Here is a 16,252-nt window from a genome sequence, read left to right as displayed (position 1 = left end):
GATCAGAACCGGACTGTCAGTGAGGCGGTGAAGGTCCGCCCCGCCCCGGTTTGGAGCTCGATCGGGTTCTGATTGGCGACTGAGGTGGAAGGAGACGTCGTCCGGTCCGCGGCTCCGGCTTCGAAATACCGGGTGTCGAAGATATTCTTCACGCCGAAATTGAGACTTGCCATTTCCGTCACCTGCCAGCGTCCGAAAAGGTCGAGCAAGGCGTAGCCGCCCGGCTTGAACCCCGTCTCCGTGGAGACCTCCTTCACCGGCGCGGCCAGTGTCGTTAAAGCCGAAAGGCTAAGGTCATATTCCGGGATCAGGTAATTCGCCCCGAGGACCGCCGTCAGAGGCGGCAGCGTGTGCGGGACGGTCTCGGAATCATCCGAGGCTTTCTGGTCCCCCTTCTGCCAGGCCAGGCTTCCGTTAAATCTAAGCCTGTCATTCATTTGATAGGCACCATCGACCTCAATACCCCAGACTTCGACGGAAGACAGGTTGCGGTATGTGTAGTCGTTTGTGCCCGGGGGATTGTAGAAGCTTTGAATGAAGTTGGTGTAGTCGGAATAGAAACCGGTCACGCCGATATATCCGTTACCGAACTGTGTCCGCACACCCGCCTCGTAGCTGGCGACTTCCTCCGGTTCCAGATCAGGGGATGGCGTCAGGTCAAAGAAAGTACCAGGCAGGGAGGTATAGAGCTGCTGGGCCGTCGGCATCTTGAAGCCTTCGCCATATTTCCCCCAGACGGACCAGGTGTCGTTCAGCCTGTAGAGTGCACCGAGGCTTTTCAGCAGAGCGGTATCTTCGCGTACGCGTGGGTCGGAGCCCTCCACGATCTGGTAATCGGAGTTTGGGTCCGGATCAATCCGGTAGGTTGCGTACCGAATGCCTGGTGTGATTTCCAGTCTGTCCTCGAGAAGACCGATCGTGTCCTGCATGTAGATATCGGCGCGGCGTGTATCGGAATTGGCGAAATTGAAGCCACCTGCACGGGTCTCCGAGGTAGCGCCGGTATCCAAATTTGTGGTGCTGTCGATACGGGTATAGTCTAGAGCCGAATAATCACCGTCAAAGCCGAAGATCAGGTCATGACTGGCGGGGCCAGTGGCAAAGAACTTGGTGGCCTGGACGTCAAGTTCGAAGAAGTCCTCCGTATAATTCAGAGTATCGTCGATCCGGTAGGCATTTCCGGCCGATGCCGCACCCAGTTCCGTCCCGGTTTTGTCGTATTCGTGCGGGGCATAGGCTACAATTGTTTTCAGGCTGTCCAGAAACGTGGTTTCCGGAGTCCACAGATGCTCCAGCGCATAACGCCCGCGGGTGAGATCCAGATTGCGGTCATAGTCGTTCACATAGTCGCCATTGGACTGCGCGCCGCGGCTCACTGTGTAGTCGACGTCGGTGGACCTCTTCAGAAGATCCGCCGACAGCTCCAGACTGTGCTCGCTGGTCGGTGCCCAGACGAGTTTTGCAAGGCCCCGATAGGTATCCGTCTGCGTATCGTCGAATTCGTTGCAGGGTATTTGCCCGGCGGCGAGATCTCTCGGGCAACCGTAGATACCGCCATCGGCCCTGGCATTGCTTAGTTCAGGCTCACTGCCTCTGTGACGCGAGAACGCGATCATGGATGTCAGTGTATCGGAAAGACGATAGGCGGCTGCGGCAGAGGCCGTACCGGAGGTCGTGAAACTGTCGAAGCCCAGTCTCGCCTGTCCACCCGACTTCCGGCCCAGCAGAAGGTCTTCGGGGTCAAGCGTCTCAACGGCGACGACGCCGCCCATTGCGTCGGCGCCCCAAAGTACGGATGCGGGTCCCCTGATCACTTCGACCTGCTTCACGAAATTGAAGTCCAAGTAATCTCGCGTCCCATCGGTAATTCGCTCCGAGACGCGCGAGCCGTCTGACAGCATCAGCACCCGGTTGCCGCCAACGCCGCGAATGTTGAAACCGCTAAAGGTGTTGAAAGGGTCGGTGGCGGTGGTCTGCCGGTCAACAGTCACGCCGGGGATGTACCGGGTGAGCTGTTGCATGTCGGTAATGCCGTATTTGGTGATCGCCTCGTTATCCACGATTGTCACATGGGAAGGGATTTCCAGCGGGGATGTCGCCTGGCGACCGGCGACGACCGAAATCGGCTTCAGCACCGTCGCGCCTTCGACGCCGGGCTGCTTGTTTTCGCTGATTTTTTGGGGAGCCGTCTCTGTTGGACTTGTCGTTACCTCTTGAGCCTGAACGCTTGGCGAGGCGCAAATGAGGGCATAGCCAGCGACGATCGCTAGCTTGAAGGCCTCTCGGCCTTTGCGGTTTTGCATTTAATACTCCGCGGCAGCCCGAATGAGCATTCGGGCTTATATCAAAGGTGATTTGCTTGCGGATGGCTGGCTGGGAAAGGCGTAAAATAGGCGCCTCAGTGCGGCCACGATATGCCGACGTTAACTTTTGTCAACGAATTAATTCAGTAAAAATAATAACTTATCTTTTGTTAAAGCGGATTTTCAACAAACTTCAGTGTCAGATCGCCACCTCCAACTTGGAGCGACCCCGCAAGAGACTGCGGATCCCGGCCGTCGCTGGGGGACGCGTCCTGACGGACAAGCGTGAAGCGCGCGCCTCTACACTCAAACTCCGTCGTCCCCATATACGGTTCAGACACACGGACCGGAGCTTCCAATGATCAAGATCACGAAAACCGCACCGAACCGCATCGACATGGAATTCGACGGCACCGCCATCGACGAAGACACCATGCGCAGCGCTATCGAAGAGCTGATCGAGAAATCAGAAGGTATCGAGCATGGTCAACTGCTCTACCGCCTGCACCACTTTCCCTGGCCCTCTCTGAGCGCCATCGCGGTGAAACTCGAATATCTGCCGAAGCTCTTCGGCCTGCTCGGCACGTTCGACCGCTGCGCCGTGCTCAGCGACGAAGCCTGGCTCCGCAAAGTCGCCGATATCGAGGGCGCGCTCATTCCGGGGCTGGAGATAAAGGGATTTGAACTTGACCAAACCAACACAGCAAATTGCTGGCTAGACAATCAAAAAACATAACGATACCGAAACATTAACCGACTGTCAGCCTATGAATTTTCTCACCTAATTACACGCCGGATCAGTATCTGCAAACACCGGATCAACAATCACAGCATTAATAGCATTTTGTTGGTTCACCGACTGAAAACAATAATTAACACCTTGCAAATGAGAATCTATTTTTGCTTGAGAATCTAAAGAAATAATACAAACGTTTGATCCCGGAGGCATAGTGTGTGTGCTTCCGGTCACCACATTTCGAATTTGTGCCATTGTGTCATTCTGTGCTCCTGATTGAATATTGAGAAACGGAAAATTTTGATTTGGAATTTGCACGATTCGATAATTTGCAATAGTGCATTGCGGATCATAAGGGATTTCAACTGCTTGAACCGGATTTCCAAATCCGAAAATGATTCCCCCAACGACCATCGCCGCGCACAAAGTTTTTTCTCTGAAAGTCATCATTCTTCTCCCATTCACTAAACCTCATCGTTTCTATGACGCTGAGCTTGTTTATTTTGTGAACTGGGTTCGGCAGGCCAGTCTCTGCTATGCTAGCCGAGGTTCTTCCGGAATACATGGGTCGCAACCTTGTAGCCAAGGATGTCGTTGTCGATCCGGCCGGTCTCTTCGTAGCCCATGGCACGGTAGAACACCGCAGCGCGGGCGTTGAAAACATCCGCTTCGACATGCACGTGATCATGTCCGGCCTTGGCAATACAGGCCTCGGCATCCTGCAACAGCGCCAAACCGATGTTGCGGCGCTGCAGATCGGGCAACACCTGCAGGGTCTTCATCTCGTTACCCAGCAAAAAGCAGAAGCCGACCACGCCTCGCTCACCGTCTTCCGCTTCGGCCACCCGGCAGGTGTGCCAGGCGTTTTCGACGAAGGCCCGGCCCAGGTTCTCGTTTCGGTAACGTGCCGGGACGGCGGGCGGCATGAAGGGCATCCAGGTTGCTTCCCAGCAGGCATCCATGATCTCGACCAGCCGGTCCTTGTCCCGATCTTCCGCCGGGCGGACCTGAACGGGGACCGGACTTGCCGTGCGCTTGGGCTTCGCAGGTGAATTCATGCCGCCTCCGAGGAATGACAGACCGCCTGCAACTTGTTGCCGTCCGGATCACGGACATAGGCGGCATAATAATTTTCATGATAATGCGGCCGAGGCCCAGGTGCGCCTTCGTCGCTGCCGCCATTGGCGAGCGCCGTTTCATAAAACGCCCTTACCGTGCCCCGATCCGCTGCCAAATAGGCGATGTGGGTGCCGTTGCCGATCGAGGCCGATTTGCCATCGAAGGGATACACTATCCAGGTTTGCGAAGCGCGCGGCTCACCATACCCTGCATGCCCTTCTTCAGAGTAGAAGCGTGGAATTCCGAGGGTTGCGAAGACCGCATCGTAGAAGGCAGTCGCACGCATAAAGTCATTGGTACCGAGGGTAACATGACTGAACATCCGGAATTTCCTCCTGCACTCTCGTCCGGAAATCTAGTGCGCCTCGGACCAGCTGTCTCCAACGCCTGCATCGGCGACCAGCGGCACGGAAAGCTGCACTACCGGGTCGGCCGCGCTTTCCATCACCTTGCGGACCAGTGCCGTTGTCTCTTCGACTTCCGACTCCGGCACCTCGAACAGCAATTCATCGTGCACCTGCAGCAACATGGTTGCCTTTAGCCCGGCTTCCCTGATCGCCGGACCGATACGGACCATCGCCCGCTTGATGACATCGGCTGCCGCTCCCTGAATTGGCGCGTTGATCGCCGCACGCTCGGAGAAGGCGCGGCGGGCCGGATTGCTGTCCTTGATGCCCGGAATATGGATGCGCCGACCGAACAGGGTGGTGACATAACCATCCTCCCGCGCTTCCGCTTTGGTTTTGTCCATGTAATCCCGAATACCCGGGAAGCGCTCGAAATAGGCATCGATATATTTCTTCGCCACACCCGGCTCGGTGCCAAGCTGACGGGCAAGACCGAAGGCGGAAATCCCGTAGATGATGCCGAAATTGATCGCCTTGGCATTGCGCCGGGTGGTCGGGTCCATGTCTTTCAAAGGCACGTCGAAGACCTCCGACGCGGTTTGCGCGTGAATGTCGATGCCGTCCCGGAAGGCCTGCTTCAGGCTTTCAATACTCGCGATATCGGCCACAAGCCGCAGCTCGATTTGGGAGTAGTCGACCGCCAGAAGTTTGTGGCCCGGCTCGGCGATAAAGGCGGTGCGGATCTTACGGCCCTCTTCCGAGCGGATCGGAATGTTCTGAAGATTTGGATCGTTCGAGCTAAGCCGCCCGGTGCTGGCCCCGGTCATGGAATAGGAAGTGTGGATGCGCCCGGTCTCGGGATTGATCGCCTCCACCAGCGCGTCCGTGTAGGTCGATTTCAGCTTGGCAAGCTGGCGCCAGTCCAGCACCCGGGCCGGTAGGTCGTGGCCCTGTGCTGCAAGGTCTTCCAGGATATCGGCGCCGGTCGCATAAGCGCCGGTCTTGCCTTTCTTGCCGCCGGGCAGGCTCATCTTGTCGAACAGGATTTCGCCGAGCTGCTTGGGCGAGCCTATCTTGAAATCCTCCCCCGCCAGCTCGTGTATCTGAACCGCCAGCTCTTCCAGCCGCTTCTCGAAATCCTTCGACATGGCGCGCAGGATCTGCGGGTCGACCTTTATGCCTGCCTTCTCCATGCCCACCAGCACCGGGATCAGCGGCCGCTCAAGGGTTTCGTAAACCGTCGACAGACCGGCCTTTGGCAGTTCCGGACGCAGCTTCCGATGCAGGCGGATTGTCATATCCGCGTCTTCGGCGGCGTAATCGAGTGCTTTTTCAAGAGAGACTTCGGAGAACGGAATCTGCGTCTTACCCTTGCCGCAAACATCCGCGAACTTGATGTTGGTGTGGTCGAAATGCAGCTCCGACAAATCGTCCAGACCGTGCCCGTGCATACCGCCTTCAAGCACATAGGACAGACACATGGTGTCGTCGACCGGGCCGAGCACGATGCCGCCATTGGCCTCCCGCGCCAACACCAGCGCATCGTATTTCGTATTGTGCAGCACCTTCAGCACCGACGGGTCTTCCAGCAGCGGTTTAAGCAGCGCCAGCGCCTCACCCCGGGGGATCTGTTTCGGGCCGTCCTCGCCGCCATCTGACCCGCCGAGCAAGTTGCCCTGCGCCTCTCCCGCCGTATGGCCGAGCGGGATGTAGCAGGCTTTGCCCGGCACGACGCTCATCGAGACACCGACGAGATCCGCCCGCATGGCATTGAGCGAGGTCGTTTCGGTATCGATGGCGACAATACCCACGGCATGGGCGTCGGCGATCCAGCGCTCAAGATCGGCGATCTCCTGCACCAGCTCATAGCTGACATCGCCCACCGGGTTGGGCGAGCCGACCGAGCCCTCCGCAACCGCCGCGCCTGGCTTGGAAGCGTTGGCACCGTCCGCCAGCTCCGACTCAAACCGGGTGATCAGCCGCTTGAATTCCATCTCTTTCAGGAAGGCAAGGACGGTGGCGTTATCCGCGTCTTCCACAGTCAACCGCTCCAGCGGCTCGGCGACGTCGACATCGTCCTTCAGCCGCACAAGATCGCGGGAAATTCGCGCCTGATCGGCGAACTCGATCAGGTTCTGGCGGCGTTTGGGCTGCTTGATCTCCTCCGCCCGTGCCAGCAGCGTGTCAAGGTCGCCATACTCATTGATCAGCTGCGCCGCCGTCTTGATGCCGATGCCGGGAACACCCGGCACATTGTCCACCGAATCACCGGCCAACGATTGCACATCGACAACACGCTCCGGCCCGACACCGAATTTCTCGATCACCTCCGCGCGTCCAATCGCCCGGTTCTTCATCGGGTCATACATATCGACGCCATCGTCAACGAGCTGCATCAGATCCTTGTCAGAGGAGACGACGGTGACGCGCATGCCTTTGCGCTTGGCCTGCAATGCGTAAGTCGCAATCAAGTCGTCCGCTTCATAGCCTTCCATCTCCAGGCACGGCACGTTGAAAGCCCGGACGGCATCCCGGATCAGTGAGAATTGCGGACGCAGGTCTTCCGGCGGCTCGTCCCGGTTCGCCTTGTATTCCGGATAGATATCGTTCCGGAAGGTCAGCCGCTTGGTGTCGAAGATCACCGCGACATGATCCGCTTCCAGATCCTCGACCAGCTTCATCAGCATGTTGGTGAAACCGAAAACAGCGTTGGTCGGCGTTCCGTCGGACCGGCTCATCGGCGGCAGGGCATGGAACGCGCGGAAAATGTAGCCCGAACCGTCCACCAGATAGAGGTGGTTTTCAGTGCCGGAGATGGCGCCGGGAGTATCGGACGCGGCAATATCAGTCATCAAAGGATCCAGAGACGGGCTTCGGGAATCGGCATCGAGGCGAGTCTAGCGACGCTAGTTCCCATGACAAGCGAATTGGCGGGGCAGCTCCGTTGAACGCCCCGAAAAACCGCCCTATTCCTCAAGGGCCATCACGGCATTATGCGAACCACGAATAATGCTTACTGGAAAATTTCCGCCAGAACACCGGCGCCGCACAAAGGCAGCCGGCTCAGATTCTCAGGCGGCGCTTTCGCCAGCCACCGGCGCGCTGTAGACGAACTCGCGCGAACAATAGGGGCAAGTCACCTTGCCCTCGTCGCCGATAGTCAGGAAAACCTTCGGGTGGCCAAGCGCACCCTTGCCGCCGTCACAGGCGACGCGCTTCTGCGAAACGGTGATCACTTCGAACGGTTTTGCCATCTGACTGGTCCTTCCCCGCACCGGTACCTATACTGAGCGTAATCTCTGTTCCCGGAATGCCGGAAGATAATAGCCGCTCACCGCGTATTTTCAATCGCCTGTATAAGGTCTGCCCCAGTGTCGACACGTTCACAGCCGTCCCAGTCTGCCCCCGAGCTCGCGCTAGAGATCAAAGGCCTAGAGAAGATCTATGGAAAAGCCGGTGGATCGCAGCAAAAACATGCCCTGAAAGGCATCGACCTTGCCGTTCCGCGCGGCTCGATCTTTGCCCTGCTCGGCCCGAACGGGGCTGGCAAATCGACTATGATCAATATCCTTGCCGGCATGGTGAACAAGACTGCTGGAACAGCCAAAGTCTGGGGAATCGATATCGACGAGAATCCGCGCCAGGCGCGGGCTGCGATCGGCATCGTGCCGCAGGAGCTGAATATCGATGCCTTCTTTACCCCGCGCGAATTACTCGACCTGCAGGCCGGTCTTTATGGGGTACCTAAGTCAGAGCGACGCACGGATGAAATCCTCGATCTGGTGGAGCTCGGCGACAAGGGCGATGCCTATACCCGGTCGCTTTCCGGAGGCATGCGGCGGCGTCTGCTGGTCGCCAAGGCGATGGTGCACAACCCGCCGATCCTGGTGCTTGACGAACCGACGGCCGGTGTTGATATCGAGCTCCGCCGCAAGCTCTGGGACAATGTCCGGGAGCTTAACCGGCGCGGCGTCACCATATTGCTGACCACCCATTACCTGGAGGAAGCAGAAGAGCTTTGTGACCGCATCGCGATTATCAATCACGGTGAAGTCATTGCCTGCGAGACCAAGGAAAACCTGATGCGCCGGATTGACGTCAAATCCGTCACGGTCACGATTGCCGAAACTCTTCCAGAAAATGCCGACGCGCTGCCGCTGTCCCTCCGGCCGTTTGGTGTGGAAATCACCGGGCAAAACCGGCTGACATTCACGTTTCGCAAGAGTGAAGGTCCGATTGCAGGCATTCTGGGCGCCCTGGCCGCAGCCGGTTTTCATATCCAGGACATCAGCACCGACGAGAGCGACCTCGAGGACATCTTCCTCGCCCTCACCAGTGACAATCCGGAGACTGACCACTTTCATGCGGCGTAAATGGGCTGGTCAGGCGCAATGGGGCTGCCTTGCGCTCATGATTGCTCTGACCGGTTGCGCCCCAGGCATCGCGTCCCGGCTTGAAGAGCACAGACCGCCCGCCATCCTTGACGAAACCTTTGTCATGCAGGACGGCGCCCGATTGCCCTACCAGCGCTGGACACCGGAAGAAGCCCCCCGCGCCGCCGTCATCGCATTGCACGGCTTCAACGATTATTCCGGCGCCTATGGCGATCTCGGCCCTCTGCTCGCAAAACAAGGCCTGCTGGTCTATGCCTACGACCAACGCGGCTTCGGCGGCACGTCCATGCACGGGGACTGGCCCGGAACCGAAGCGATGACAGGCGATCTCGACACGGTCACCGAACTGCTCCGCGCGCGCCATCCGAAGCTTCCGATCTACGCTCTCGGCGAAAGCATGGGCGGGGCCGTGATCATGGCCGCCCTCGCCGGCGAGAGCCCGCCCCAGCTGGACGGCGCCGTACTCTCCGCGCCCGCCGTCTGGGGCCGCAGCACCTTGGCTCCCTGGAAACGCTTCATCCTGACCCTGGCCGCACATACCGTGCCGCGCATCCGGGTCCGGCCACAGACCCTGCCACGCCTTCCTTCCGACAATATCGAGATGCTGCGGCGGCTCTCACGCGATCCGATGATGATCAAGGAAACCCGGGTTGAGGTCGCCTGGGGACTGAGCGGCTTGATGGATGAGGCCTTGGCGTCAGCACCCGGCCTCTCCGTCCCGCTGCTGGTGCTCTATGGCGAACAGGACGGCATCATCCCGCGAGGACCGACCTGCCGCATGCTGGAGACCCTTCCCGATGGCGGCGCGGATGGGCGGCACTGGCGCCTCGCCCTTTATGAGGACGGCTATCATATGCTGTTCCGGGACCTGCAAGGCGACCGGGTCAGCGCCGACATAGCCGCCTGGCTCGGCGATCCCACGGCAGCTTTGCCGAGCGGGGCGGAAATTCCACACACGAACGACGCGCGCCCGCTGCCCGTATTCTGCCATCAGGACGATTGAAACAGACCCGCGCTTTCCCCCTTGCGCCCAAATGCGCCCGAGGGTAGTTTCCGGTCGCTCAGCCGTGCGGCTTCCGCCCGGCACACGTTAAGCACCCGTAGCTCAGCTGGATAGAGCGCTGCCCTCCGAAGGCAGAGGTCAGAGGTTCGAATCCTCTCGGGTGCGCCAATTTTCCGCAGTTTCGCCAAAAACCGCAGATTTCCTGATAGCCGACTGGGTTTTCACCGCTTTCGCCAGCCGATAATGGTACAAAGCGTGGTACAAAACCGATGCCGGTCTATCGAATTATGCATCTTTTCAAAGACAAGAACGGGAACTTCAGATACCGCCGAGGGGTACCTGCTCCCCTTCATCCGTATATAGGCAAAACGGAGATAAAACGTAGCCTCAAGACCAAGGATCGCGGAGAGGCCGAACGAAAGGCCGAGATACTGGACCGCGAGACGGAAGCCGAGTTCGAGATAGCGAGACGTGCCCTCGCCGGAGCGGTTATCCCCGTCACATCCGAACAGTTGCGTGAAATCCACGAGAAGCTCGAAAAGACCGAGGTCTTCGCAAAACGCCTAGCCGCTCTCTACACTCCCGAATTGGCACGAGAGGACGCAGCGAAAGATACGGCCGACAAGATCGCTTTCTCGCTCATCTCGCTGGACATGGGAGACACAGGGAAACACGACCTGGTCATCGACGATGTGCTTTCCCAGTATCGACTTTCGAACATTCCGGATAATCGACAGCAGGTGTTTCAGGTGATCTCCGAGGTCACATTGAAAGCCCTCGGCCAGCAGCTCAAAGTTCTTCGCGGCGAATCCATCACTCCTCAAACGACATCTCATTGGGCTCCCACCCCGGCACATGTTCATCCTGTTGCCTCTGTCGAGCCAACAGACCAAAGCCCGCCGATATCGGAGATGTCGGAGAGGTATATTCGCGAATCAGGTATGGCCGAGCAGACCGCAAACGAAACGCGGAGAATGATTGGCTGGTTCATCGAACTCAAAGGCGACAGGAGGATCAGATCGATCACGAGAAACGACATTCTGGATTTTCGTGACAGCATCGCCAAACGTCCCGGACGTGATGCAGGAAAACAGGTCTCCAGCGTCACAGTGCAAAAGTACCTGAACCTTCTGAGTTCCATGTTCAAAGTCGCCACCGAAGCCAGCGAGCTCGAACGAAACCCGGTGCAGGGGCTGAGGAAGCTGAAGGCCAATCGAACACCGAAAAAGCGGCAACCATTCACCACAGAAGAGCTAACAACCATCTTTAACGGTGACTGGTACCAACCTCATACTGAGCAAAACGCCCGCTTCTGGGTTCCTTTGCTATCGTTGTTCACGGGAGCCCGCCTGAATGAGCTCGCCCAACTTCGCGTTTCGGACATCACTGAAGAGGCAGGCATATGGTGCCTTTCCGTAGTCCGGGACGACGCGGCCGAGGAGGAAGACGACACTGAGGGGCATGTGGTGGGAGCGACATTCGTCAAGAATGACGGCTCAACGATCCGAACCGTGCCACTGCATCAAGAGCTGATCCGGATCGGCTTCATCGACTATGTGCTTAAGGTTCGACAGTCAGGCTCCATCCAGCTCTTCCCGGAACTGACTCCGGATAAATTCGGTAAGCTTGGCAAGACCCTGGGCGGGCAATTTGCGAAGTACAAGAAAGCCCTCGGCTTCGAATCACAAACCAAGGTCTTCCACAGCTTCCGCCACGGTTTCAAGCAACGCTGCCGCAGTGCACAGACGCCCGAGGACACGCACGACTACATTACCGGCCACACCAGTCAGGCAGTCGGGCGGAGCTACGGCTTTGAGGCGGATATCTCGGCGTTAAAGGAGTTCGTGGACCGAATCGAATATCCGGGTTTGGATTTGGGGCATCTGTATCGGCAATGATCAATCTGTGCCCTTTAAGCCGGCTCAATAAGGCACTCGCATTCGTTCCCTCCGAATAGCGACCAAGCTTGCAAGGCCTTCGGCTAATTAATTGATCCATGGGTCTGTTAAGCAAGGGTGTTCTTCACTAAGATCAACCGAAAGGCGAGCGTCGCAGACTGATTAAGCGTCACATTGGGGAAAATTGGTGGCCGATAAGTTCTATGAATCTCCGATCATCAATTCTCCCTATGCCGCACCGAATAGCCACTGGGAGCTCGATGAGGAGGGTCAGCCAACCAACGTGCTGCTCAGCACCCGCCGACCATCGAAACTGATCACTCCTGTTCCCAAGCCCAAAAAGACCAAAGGGAAGAGCAAGTCACAGCAAGGCGACCTGGGTCTCGGTGACGCAGAGGGCATCTCGACCGAGGATCAGGAATACAATCCGACTCCGATCATCAACGAAATTCGGAGCTACGTGGAAGGGTGGCGGCAGCTTCCGAATCCAAATCAATGGCAGGTAACACCGGAGACAGCCCGCCTGCTTCAACATTGGCGGAGCCACGAGTTTCAGGGTGTTCGTCCGTTCTTCTGCCAGGTCGAAGCTGTCGAAACGATCATCTGGCTCACAGAGGTCGCCCCGAAACTCGGCAAAAGAACAAGAAAGTTCCAAGCCCATCTTGACGGTGCGAACGCCATGTCGAACCCGGACCTGTTCCGGATGGCGATGAAGATGGCGACCGGGTCCGGAAAGACAACCGTCATGGCCATGTTGATCGCTTGGCAGACAGTCAACGCGGTTCGGCACCCGAACAGCAAGTCTTTTTCTCGCGGTTTCCTGATCGTGGCCCCAGGCATCACGATCAAGGATCGTCTTCGAGTACTCCAGCCAAACGACCCTGACAGCTACTATCGAGGTCGAGAAATCGTCCCCAGCGATATGCTGCCGGATATCGGCAAGGCAAAGATCGTCATCACCAACTATCACGCCTTCAAGCTCAGAGAACGAATTCAGCTCTCGAAGACAGGTCGGGCTTTCCTAAAGGGTCGCGGGCCGGACCTGCAAACGCTTGAGACCGAAGGTCAGATGCTTCAACGCGTCATGCCCGAACTGATGGGCGTGAAAGGTGTCGTGATCCTCAACGACGAAGCCCACCACTGCTACCGGGAGAGACCCGACAGCGATGATGTCGCAGAGGCTAAAGGCGAGGAAAAGGAAGAGGCCAAGAAAAACAACGAAGCAGCCCGACTCTGGATTTCGGGCCTTGAAGTCGTAAAGCGGAAGCTGGGCGTCAAGGCTGTGTATGATCTATCGGCAACCCCATTCTTCCTTCGGGGCTCTGGTTATGCGGAAGGCACGCTGTTTCCTTGGACCGTGACTGATTTCTCGCTGATGGATGCCATCGAATGCGGAATCGTCAAACTGCCGCGTGTACCCGTTGCGGATAACCTTCCCGGTACCGAAATGCCGATCTACCGCAACCTGTGGGATCATATCGGCAAAAAAATGCCGAAGAAGGGCCGAGGCAAAGCATCAAGCGTGCTTGATCCAATGAGTTTGCCCAGCCCTCTCTACAGTGCCTTGGAGGCACTCTACGGCCATTATGAGCAGACCTATGCGGCCTGGGCCGAGGCGGATATCAGCGTCCCGCCAGTCTTCATCGTCGTCTGCAATAACACTTCGACCTCGAAACTGGTCCACGACTACATCTCGGGCTTCCATCGAGAACGGGAAGACGGCTCGACGATTTTCGAACAGGGACGCCTTGCCTTGTTTCGGAATTACGACGAGAGCGGCAATCGTCTGGCCCAGCCCCGTACTCTCCTGATCGATAGTGAACAGTTGGAATCAGGTGAAGCTCTTGATGCTGAGTTCCGGTCAGCCGCCTCTGACGAGATCGACCGTTTCCGGCGAGAGGTCGTCGAACGCACGGGAGACGCGGAAGCTGGTCGCAACATCACCGATCAAGACCTGCTGCGGGAGGTCATGAATACGGTCGGAAAGGCCGGCCGACTTGGCGAAAGCATTCGCTGCGTCGTTTCCGTTTCGATGCTGACAGAGGGATGGGACACAAACACGGTAACCCACATCCTCGGTGTTCGGGCTTTCGGCACCCAGCTTCTTTGCGAGCAGGTCGTGGGTCGCGGGCTTCGGCGGCAATCCTACGACCTGAACGAACAAGGGCTGTTCAATGTAGAGTATGCGGATGTCTTAGGCATTCCGTTCGACTTCGCCGCGAAGCCGCAGGTCGTCAAACCCACACCGCCGAAAGAAACCGTCCAGGTAAGAGCTCTGCCCGAGCGGGCATCTCTTGAGATCACTTTCCCCCGCGTCGAGGGCTATCGGGTCGAGTTGCCGGACGAAAAGCTGACCGCGAGCTTCAACGAGAATGCACGACTTCCGCTGACCCCTGAATTGGTTGGCCCGTCGAAAGTTCTGGTGCAGGGAATCGTCGGCGAGGGGGTAACCCTCAGCATGGACCACCTCGCGGAGATGCGGACGAACAGCATCGTCTTCCATCTGACAAAACACCTAATCTTCAGGCAGTTTCGCGATCATGGTGACGAGCCGAAACTGCATCTCTTTGGCCAGTTGAAAGGGATCGTCCGGGATTGGGTGGAGAACTACCTCGACTGTAAAGGTGGCACCTTCCCCGCCCAGGTGCTCTATCAGGAAATCGCCGACATGGCGGCGGAGAGAATCAAGGCAGCAATCACCGCCTCGCTGGTCGGAGACCGTCCGGTCAAAGCCATCCTCGATCCGTACAACCCGGCCGGCTCGACCCGGTTCGTAAATTTCAATACCAGCAAGGAACTCCGCTGGAAGACATCCCCGAACCATTGCCACGTCAATCTCGTGATCTGCGACAGTGAATGGGAAGCACAGTTCTGCATGGTGGCCGAGGAGCACCCTCGCGTCCTCGCCTATGTGAAAAATCAGAACCTGGGCTTCGAAGTCCCCTACCTACTCGGCTCGACACCGCATCGTTACCTGCCCGATTTCATTCTGCGAATTGATGACGGCCACCCCGATCCTCTGAACCTCATCGTCGAGGTTAAGGGGCTCCGCGGAGAAGACGCGAAGGTGAAAGCAGAGACGATGAATGCCTACTGGGTTCCGGGGGTGAACAATCTTGGCAGCTTCGGACGTTGGGCCTTCACCGAGTTCACCTCCGTCTTCGAGATGGAGAAGGAGTTCGCAGAATTGATCGAGGGGCTCGTTCGGAGGCCGGCGGCTTGACCATGGCTGAATTTGGCACCCTCGATGAAGTCCCCCTTCGCCAGGCTTGGCCGCATGAGGCCCACGCTTTCACACCATGGCTGGCAGAGCACCTTGACAGACTTTCGCGTGAGGTTGGGATCGAGTTGGAGCTTGAAGGTCAGGAGGTCGCAGTCGAGAGCTTTTCTGCTGACATTCTGGCCCGGAACCTGGGAGACGGATCGCTTGTCCTGATCGAGAACCAGCTTGAGCAAACCGACCACACCCATCTTGGGCAAATCCTGACCTATCTCGCCGGCCTCGAAGCGAAGACCGTAATCTGGATCGCATCTCGATTTAGGGAGGCACATCTCTCTGCCATAGCTTGGCTCAACGAGAACACGACGGAATCGTTCGCCTTCTTCGCGGTGCGTTTGAAGGTCGTTCGCATTGGCGATTCGCCATTTGCACCGGTCTTCGAGGTACTTGCGAGACCGAACGAATGGGATCGACGGGTCAAGTCTATGGCACGCGAAAGCGGTGCTGGGCCGATGTCGGCAACGACCCAGTTTCGCGGGGCTTACTGGTCACATTTAATCGAACGCCATCCAAGCGAGGCCGAACTCGGGTACGCAAAGACCAGCAGTCGGTGGTTGGAATTTCCAAGCCTAGGCCTGGTCATCACCCAATTTGTCGGATTGGACAAGATTGGGGTCTTCATACGTGGCCCCAGAGGAGCCATTCGGGAAGATCTGGTCGAAACACTGGAAAGTCACCGTGCGTCCCTCAATGCCAACCTCGGCGTTCCCTTCGAGGACGATGGTAAGTCAGATCATTTCTACACACAGACCCTCGTGATCGACGGTCGGAACCGAGACAACTGGGATCGGATGGCCGATTGGCACCACGAGATGACGGATCGATATCGAGGAGCACTCACGAAAATCAAGGATGGGAGGAAATAGTGCCCACACTTGATCAATTAACTCCGATGACGCGGCGAGCAAATATCTATTACGCAGTTATCGAACATTGCCGGTCCCATCATTCAGATGATGTGGCCGGTCACAATAGAATTGCTGCGATAGGTGGCGTCCTGGATGCTCAAGGATTCAGGACAATAGGAGGAAAATATTGGATATCCAGACGCTTTGAGACCGTTAGCCGGCATGGCGTAATCGATGCGAACGCTGTTGATACAGCAACATATCTCAGCACAATTGTTTTGCCTCTTTGGCCGTTCGGCCTCGTCCCCCGCTCAACGTTGTGCA

The 16,252-nt window shown here is 57.5% G+C and carries 12 protein-coding genes and 1 tRNA gene; 7 read left to right on the top strand and 6 right to left on the bottom strand.

Features of this window, described 5'->3' with window-relative positions; genetic code table 11:
* Nucleotides 1-2: 2 nt before the first annotated feature.
* On the bottom strand, nucleotides 3-2,303 hold the full coding sequence (locus ABJ076_RS05290; protein ID WP_348187144.1) for a TonB-dependent hemoglobin/transferrin/lactoferrin family receptor: 2,301 nt from the start codon (nucleotides 2,301-2,303) through the stop codon (nucleotides 3-5).
* Nucleotides 2,304-2,661: 358 nt separating this feature from the next.
* On the opposite strand from ABJ076_RS05290, the gene ABJ076_RS05285 reads away from it, so the two are divergent.
* Nucleotides 2,662-3,039, top strand: a complete 378-nt coding sequence (locus ABJ076_RS05285) for an STAS/SEC14 domain-containing protein (protein ID WP_348187146.1) — start codon at nucleotides 2,662-2,664, stop codon at nucleotides 3,037-3,039.
* A gap of 45 nt (nucleotides 3,040-3,084) precedes the next feature.
* Here the strand turns inward: ABJ076_RS05285 and ABJ076_RS05280 are convergent, their stop codons facing one another.
* From ABJ076_RS05280 to ABJ076_RS05260, 5 genes are all read right to left on the bottom strand, one after another.
* Nucleotides 3,085-3,486, bottom strand: a complete 402-nt coding sequence (locus tag ABJ076_RS05280) for a hypothetical protein (protein WP_348198857.1) — start codon at nucleotides 3,484-3,486, stop codon at nucleotides 3,085-3,087.
* A gap of 92 nt (nucleotides 3,487-3,578) precedes the next feature.
* Nucleotides 3,579-4,097: a GNAT family N-acetyltransferase gene (locus ABJ076_RS05275; RefSeq protein WP_348187150.1), complete on the bottom strand. Its 519-nt coding sequence runs from the start codon at nucleotides 4,095-4,097 to the stop codon at nucleotides 3,579-3,581.
* Entirely contained in the window at nucleotides 4,094-4,480 is a 387-nt protein-coding gene (locus ABJ076_RS05270; RefSeq protein ID WP_348187151.1) for a VOC family protein, read from the bottom strand. The genes ABJ076_RS05275 and ABJ076_RS05270 overlap by 4 nt, the downstream gene beginning before the upstream one ends.
* A gap of 33 nt (nucleotides 4,481-4,513) precedes the next feature.
* On the bottom strand, nucleotides 4,514-7,357 hold the full coding sequence (polA, locus tag ABJ076_RS05265; RefSeq protein ID WP_348187153.1) for a DNA polymerase I: 2,844 nt from the start codon (nucleotides 7,355-7,357) through the stop codon (nucleotides 4,514-4,516).
* Nucleotides 7,358-7,576: 219 nt separating this feature from the next.
* Nucleotides 7,577-7,759, bottom strand: coding sequence for a zinc-finger domain-containing protein (locus tag ABJ076_RS05260; protein WP_193173474.1), 183 nt, complete (start codon nucleotides 7,757-7,759; stop codon nucleotides 7,577-7,579).
* 117 nt (nucleotides 7,760-7,876) lie between these two features.
* Here ABJ076_RS05260 and ABJ076_RS05255 point away from each other — a divergent pair, with 117 nt between their 5' ends.
* The 6 genes from ABJ076_RS05255 to ABJ076_RS05230 all read left to right on the top strand — a co-directional run bounded on the left by ABJ076_RS05255 (nucleotide 7,877) and on the right by ABJ076_RS05230 (nucleotide 15,946).
* Nucleotides 7,877-8,878, top strand: coding sequence for an ABC transporter ATP-binding protein (locus tag ABJ076_RS05255; RefSeq protein WP_348187155.1), 1,002 nt, complete (start codon nucleotides 7,877-7,879; stop codon nucleotides 8,876-8,878).
* A complete protein-coding gene (locus ABJ076_RS05250) occupies nucleotides 8,868-9,902 on the top strand; it encodes a lysophospholipase (protein WP_348187157.1) in 1,035 nt (344 codons plus the stop codon). The genes ABJ076_RS05255 and ABJ076_RS05250 overlap by 11 nt, the downstream gene beginning before the upstream one ends.
* Nucleotides 9,903-9,993: 91 nt before the next feature.
* Nucleotides 9,994-10,070 (top strand) — tRNA-Arg (locus ABJ076_RS05245).
* A 101-nt stretch (nucleotides 10,071-10,171) separates the two neighbouring features.
* Nucleotides 10,172-11,800 carry a site-specific integrase gene (locus ABJ076_RS05240; protein ID WP_348202629.1) on the top strand — a complete coding sequence of 543 codons (1,629 nt, stop codon included), beginning with the start codon at nucleotides 10,172-10,174 and terminating at the stop codon, nucleotides 11,798-11,800.
* 187 nt (nucleotides 11,801-11,987) lie between these two features.
* Nucleotides 11,988-15,023, top strand: coding sequence for a DEAD/DEAH box helicase family protein (locus ABJ076_RS05235; RefSeq protein ID WP_348187163.1), 3,036 nt, complete (start codon nucleotides 11,988-11,990; stop codon nucleotides 15,021-15,023).
* Nucleotides 15,024-15,025: 2 nt separating this feature from the next.
* Nucleotides 15,026-15,946 carry a hypothetical protein gene (locus tag ABJ076_RS05230; RefSeq protein ID WP_348187165.1) on the top strand — a complete coding sequence of 307 codons (921 nt, stop codon included), beginning with the start codon at nucleotides 15,026-15,028 and terminating at the stop codon, nucleotides 15,944-15,946.
* Nucleotides 15,947-16,252 lie beyond the last annotated feature (306 nt).

This window comes from Nisaea sp. (assembly GCF_039990255.1).
In the GTDB taxonomy this organism is placed as follows: Bacteria; Pseudomonadota; Alphaproteobacteria; order Thalassobaculales; family Thalassobaculaceae; genus Nisaea.
The sequence above is the reverse complement of the archived record's forward strand: the minus strand, read 5'-3'. Positions and strand labels throughout refer to the sequence as shown.